Below are 6359 nucleotides of genomic sequence, written 5' to 3' on the forward strand. Positions count from 1 at the left end.
CCCTAATCGTTTGCCCCATGGCAACCTGGACCAGCTTTTACGTACAAACCGCCAATCAGCAGTCACTTGTTGAAGAACTGAAATCACTCAGCCATATTCAGCAGCTCACTGTTGGCGAATTTCCCTCCAACCTGCAAGACCGATTTGTATCAGAAAACGCACCACCCAATTACCTGGCGATCGCAACTACCCAGCCCGGGTGGATCACCGTTGTGCACAATGGTGTGGCTCAACTGGAAGAATGGGGCATTCATTTGTCCCGGGAGTTCAATACCCAGGTGATCTTTACCGCCGCGCAAAGCGTGTCGTCGTATTACTACTTTGCGTTGTATGAGTTTGGTGAAAAGAAACGGGAATTGGAATTCTGCTATTCAGACGATTCCGAACCGGTCATTGTTGGTGCGCCACTTCCCTTTGAAGGGGAAGCGCCGGGTGAACGAGACGAATACGATGGAGAAGTAACCTATGTGTTCGACTTTGACAGCATCGAGCGATATTGCCAGCAGCTAGGCCTGATCATTCAGCGGGATTACCGCGAATACGAATGGACCATCCTGCGCAAAAAAGGAAATGCGACGCAAACGCCTTCGAAGAACCCTACAAAACCCTGGTGGAAGTTTTGGTGATGGGCGGAAGCACGTCGCCGCCCCTACTCCGTTCTCAAACTTTTGACCGGATTGGCTCTCGCCGCTTTAATGGCTTGCCAGCTTACCGTCAGTAAGGTGATCACGATGGCCGCGCCGCTCGTCGCAAAAAAGATCCACCAGCTGATACCGGTACGGTATTGGTAGTTTTGCAGCCATTGGTGCATCAAAAGTGCGGCAACAGGGATGGCGATGAGCAAGGCAATGCCTACCAGCCATACGAATTCGTGGGTCAGCATACGCCAAACGCTCCAAACCGTTGCGCCCAATACTTTGCGCACACCGATCTCTTTGGTTCTTTGTTCTGCCACGAAGGTTGCCAGCGCAAACAGCCCCATACAGGAAATAAGGATGGCCAGCAGCGTGAAGAAACCGGCCAGGTTGCCTACCCGCTCTTCGTTGCCAAACTTGCGACCGTAGTCCTGATCTACAAACTGGTATTCGAAGGGAGCTGCTGGATAATTTTTATTGAACACCGTTTTGATGCGATCGATGGCAGCCGATGCACTGATGGACGGATGGATCCTGGCAAAGGAATAATTGACGCGCCCGTCCCAGCGAAAGTACAACGCTGGTTTCACGGGATCGTAAGGCGATTCGGTCACCACATTCTTTATCACACCGACGATGGTAAAAGGGCGTCCTTCGAGCGTAATGATAGAACCCACCGGCTCTTTCAACCCCATGTATTGCACAGCCGCTTCGTTGATGATAAATGTATTCGTGTCGGTAGTAAAGTCGCGTGAAAAATCACGGCCGGCCATTACCTGCCACCCGATGGTCTTACCATAATCGACCGAAACGCCGGTTACCGGAAAGTCGACCGGCACTTGCGGATCACGGCCAGGCCATTGCAGGTCTGCTTCAGTACCCCAGATATCGGTAGTGGGCGCCTGCGAGCCAGCCATATCGGCGACCACCTGTTGTTGTTTCAGCTCCTCGCGCATCCGGTCATAGACGGCTTTGTTGTCGCCCGCCATAGCCGGCATCACCAACAAACCATCCTGGTTGTAGCCAATAGGGCGGCTACGCGCAAATTCGATCTGCTGCATAACCACGATCGTACAGATGATGAGGGCAACCGACACGGTAAATTGTACCACTACTGACACCTTACGTGGCAGGGTAGCCATTTTTCCGGCACGGTACGTGCCTTTCAATACCTGCACGGCACGGAAAGAAGACAGGTACAACGCCGGATAGCTGCCCGCCAACAAAGCAGTCAATCCGCAAAACGCCAATCCGGCCAGCCAAAAGAAAGGAGATTGCCAGGGCATCGATAGTTGCTTGGCCGCTACGGTATTGAAAAAAGGTAGTAAGCCTTGCGCCAACAGCAACGCGCCCGTAAAGGCCATGAAGGTCACCAGTAAGGCTTCGAAATAAAACTGACCGATAATGCTTCCCCGCAACGATCCCACCGCCTTGCGTACGCCTACCTCCCGTGCCCGCCTTTCGGAGCGAGCCGTACTCAGGTTCATGAAATTAATACAGGCCAGCAGCAATACAAAAAGGCCGATGATACCAAACATCCATACATACCGGATCTTGCCGCCGGTATTGACGCCGTTTTCAAATTCAGCATACAGGCGCCAACGTGACATAGGCTCGAGAAACAACACGGGTTGCTGTTGTTGCAACGCTGCACCCGCCTGCTGTATCGAAAGGCCGGCAATGACCGACGAAGCTTTGTCCATATCGACCCCGTCTTGCAGCTGCACATAGGCTTGTACAGGATTGACGGACCAGTTGTGAACATTATTTTTGATCCAAGGGTTGGTTTGCACGTATAGGTCAAAGGGAGCAATAAACTTAAGGTTGGTCAGTGTGGCATTGGCTGGCAGGTCTTCGTACACACCCGTCACTTTCACCCCCTCCCGGTTATCGATCTTCATCAGCTGGTTGAGGGGATCTGCGTCGCCAAAAAAGGCACGGGCGGCAGACTGCGATAACAGGATCGAGGCTGGGTCACGGAGACCCTCCCGGGTACCGCTAATCATATGCAGGCTCAGCATTTCTGGCGCTTCCGCACTGAGGTATACACCAAATTGAGAAAACTGTTTATCACCGGTCGACAGCACATGTCCACCGCGATGAGAGGACATCACCACCTGCTTGAAATAGTTGCTGTACTGGGTACGCAACACCTGGCCCAGCGGAAACGGTATTTCTTTGGCTGTACGCACCGCGCCATTAGCCCGGATATGCTGGCGCACCTTGGCAATACGATCGTAGTTGTCATGCACCTTATCGTAGGTTGTTTCATCATAGATCCATAACCCAATGAGCAAGGCTACCGACATCCCGACGGCCAGGCCGGCCACATTGATGAAGCCAAGGGTTTTGTTACGGGTGAGATTCCTGATCGCTACTTTGAAATAATTCCTGATCATATTGCTGGTTTAAATGGCCGGCCTTTACGCACCAAAATGGGTGCCGACTCCCTAGCACACTGATAATCAAACAACAAAAACATTTACCGCTGCCTCACTGTCCGGTTACGATACGGCCGCCGTTCGTAACCGGCCGCCCCCGTTGTGCTGTTCCCATGGCTTCCAACTTGATTGCTGGCCATAGAATAACCCGAGGATAACCCGTAGATAAGCCGATGATAAGCCGTAGATAACCCGTATCTATATAAGAATGGCTTGTAGACAGCTTATCTACAGGTTATATACAGCTTATCTACGGGTTATCTTACATTGTGTAAATCAGTGCCGACCGGGTGCAGGCATAAAAAAAGGAGTGCCGAAGCACTCCCGTCGATTTACAAGAGCAAAAATAGTCGCCGCTTCCTGCAGCGGCGGGTGGAACTATTGCTTTTTTAGTTGGATGGCATTGAGGACCGGCTCACCGGTAACCGGCTTGAAATCGAGCACCAGCCCTTGCTGGCCGGAAACGGTGACGGTAAATCGTTTCGCCACCGCCCTGGCCACACCGTACTGGCGACCAATATCAAACCCATTTAGCAGTACCTGGCCATTGGCCAATACGTCAAAACTCCGCAGCACTTCATCTTCCTTACGCCCCTCGCTGCTGAGGTTATAAGGAATCCCCTTCACGGTACCGCCGAGCAATTCGGCAAAATGCAGAGTCAACTCGTACTGGCCGGCCGGCACATCAAAGCGGTACTGGGTGAGGCCGGTGTGTTGTGTTTGATAAATGGGATCATTGTCGGTGCCGACGATATTTTTATCGGTACCGTAGGGCAGGCGGTTGTTGCCGGGGATCTTGAAGACTTTGCCCCCCACATGTCCCCAGCTCCCTGAACGATAGGGCTGATCAGGTATCCAAAGCTGCCTGGCCGAGTCGATATAATAGCGGTTGGCACCCAACAACAGATTGACCTGGCGAAAAGGGATGTCTGTACGTTGTAGTCGATCCGGTTGTAATTGAAAGTCGATCGTCAGCTGATCGGTAATGGTGCGGCCGCCAGATATGCCTTGCACCGTCAGCTTATTTGCCCCTTGCACAAACGGTACTGACCAGCTGGCAAGCGCCGCTTTCACGGATTGCTTTCCCAGACTTTTGCCATTCAAAAACAACTCTGCTGCTGCGAGGTTGCTGGCGACTTGAACGGGTTGTGTGCATACCGGCGCATTGCTGTCGGCCATGCCGCCACGCTGCTTCCAATATGCACCCAAGATCTTTAACACCGGCTCTTTGCGCAGCGAGGCCTGGTAAAAATAGTAAGGATCTTTCGGCGTTCTGTTCCACATCAGCAATCCTTTGTTGTTGATATGCGGCATGGTCTCTTCACGGCCTTCGGAATTGAAGTCGGCGAGGTTCCACAACATGGCACCGGCTACAAAAGGACGCTCCATCATGGCGGACAGGTAGTATTGGTGAAAGGCCGTCGTGTATTCGACGCTCTTGTCAAACTTCACCGGCTGCATACTCCGGATACGTGGATCGGCATCGGCGCCGTATTCTGTCACGAGCAATGGTTTATCGGGTAGTTCTTTGTGATGCCGGTCGAGGAAGGCCGGAAAATCGCTGAGGTTACCACCGTACCAGCCGCTGTACAGGTTCCAGCCCACCAGCTGCGGTATGGCGGTCAACCCTACAGCCTTGTACCGGTTGAAATCGCCGTGATTGACGAGCATGGTGTACCGCGTTGGATCTTCGTGACGGGTAGTACTGTCCAACTGCCGTGCCAGCTCAGCCACCCGGGCAAAATAGATCTCTTGCCGGGGTTTGTCGTTGTTGAAATGAGGACGCAGCAACACCTCGTTCATATAACACCAGATGATGATGCTTGGATGGTTAAAATTTTGCCGGATCATTTCCTGCTGCATACGCAGGCAGTTTTGTGTAAACGCCTCCGACTCGGTGATCTCATTCACCACGGGTATCTCCACAGAAGTAAGAATGCCCAACTCATCGCAGGCTTCGAGGATGACCGGGTCCTGTGGATAATGGGCGATGCGCAGGAAGTTGCCACCCATTTCTTTTAACCACTGCACATCTTTACGTGCCAGCGCGTTGGGTACGGCATTGCCGAGTCCCTGGTAATCCTGGTGGCGGCTGGAGCCCACCAGTTTATACGGTTGCCCATTGAGGAAAAAACCTTTATCGGCATCAAAATGAAACCAGCGAAAGCCAACCTTATTGGTTTGCCTATCGAGCAGGCGACCGGTGGTAGCATCGATGATATCTGTCTCGGCCGTGTATAGATAAGGATGTTCGGGCGACCACAGGTGAGGCTTGGTGATGGGTTGGCTTTGCTGCGTAAATTCTGCCGCGGATTGAGCCGGGATGGATACAGGGGCTACGAGCTCCTGCATCAGTTTGCCTTGCTGGTCGCGCAGGCGGGTGATCACACGCAATGATCTCACCTGTATGGTTTCATTGTTCACCGAACCGTGTACCAGCACCCTAGCCTGCTCTGCATTGACCTGCGGCGTAGTTATAAACAGCCCTTTGGCTCCATGTTCACTGATCGTAAAATGTACTGCATCGGTGGTCACCAACCATACATCGCGGTAAATGCCGCCATAGAAAGTAAAATCAGCCGTGAGAGGAGCTATGTCTTCCTGGTAGCTATTGTTGACGCTTACTACGATCTCATTGGGCGCATCATAACGCAGCCACTCGTTCAGCGGCACGTAAAATCCGGTATAGCCGCCGGTATGGTTGCCTGCCAGCTTGCCGTTAATCCAAACGGTCGATACCTGGTTGGCCCCTTCATAATAGAGATAAATTTTTTTTTGCCGCATGCTGGCATCCACCGTAAAGCTGCGCTTGTACCAACCATCACCCCGGTAATAACCCGGCTCATCATCCATAACATCGCTGGCATTCCAGGTATGCGGCAAACGCACGCTCTTCCACGAAGCTTTGGCATCGGGCTGCTGGCCACTGTTGTCAACGCCCTTGCAAAACAGCCATCCGGCGTTTAGATTCACCAACTGCCGTACCGGTTTTGCAGCGGGTTGTGCGGTTAGCAAGACCGGACATAGTATAACCACGACAGCTATCAGACAGTTCAAACGGGGAAGAAAATTCAAGTCGACAAGATTATGAAGTGAATAGATTACGGTACTGGAAAGTACCTTAAACGACTACGGGTCGCCAAACCGGGACCCGCATAAAAAAAGAGGGTATACCTTTTTGCAGTGAACCCCAAAAGTTGGACACAGTTAAAAAATTAAGTATTACAGTGATGAGCTCGATATTTTATCGGGCTCATTCCTTTTAGATTGAGTTTGATTCTGT

Annotated in this window: 3 protein-coding genes; 1 reads left to right on the forward strand and 2 read right to left on the reverse strand. The window is 52.1% G+C overall.

Annotated elements, in window-relative coordinates:
• Positions 1–17: 17 nt before the first annotated feature.
• Positions 18–626 (forward strand): hypothetical protein, encoded by a 609-nt coding sequence (locus P2W70_RS30520; RefSeq protein ID WP_276485374.1) that lies wholly within the window; start codon positions 18–20, stop codon positions 624–626.
• 23 nt (positions 627–649) lie between these two features.
• Here the strand turns inward: P2W70_RS30520 and P2W70_RS30525 are convergent, their stop codons facing one another.
• Both P2W70_RS30525 and P2W70_RS30530 read right to left on the reverse strand, forming a co-directional pair.
• Entirely contained in the window at positions 650–3034 is a 2385-nt protein-coding gene (locus P2W70_RS30525; RefSeq protein WP_276485375.1) for an ABC transporter permease, read from the reverse strand.
• A gap of 420 nt (positions 3035–3454) precedes the next feature.
• Positions 3455–6049 (reverse strand): glycoside hydrolase family 2 TIM barrel-domain containing protein, encoded by a 2595-nt coding sequence (locus tag P2W70_RS30530; RefSeq protein WP_276485397.1) that lies wholly within the window; start codon positions 6047–6049, stop codon positions 3455–3457.
• Between the last annotated feature and the right edge of the window lie 310 nt (positions 6050–6359).

Origin of the sequence: Paraflavitalea pollutisoli, from assembly GCF_029360705.1 — a bacterium.
Classification (GTDB): domain Bacteria; phylum Bacteroidota; class Bacteroidia; order Chitinophagales; family Chitinophagaceae; genus Paraflavitalea; species Paraflavitalea pollutisoli.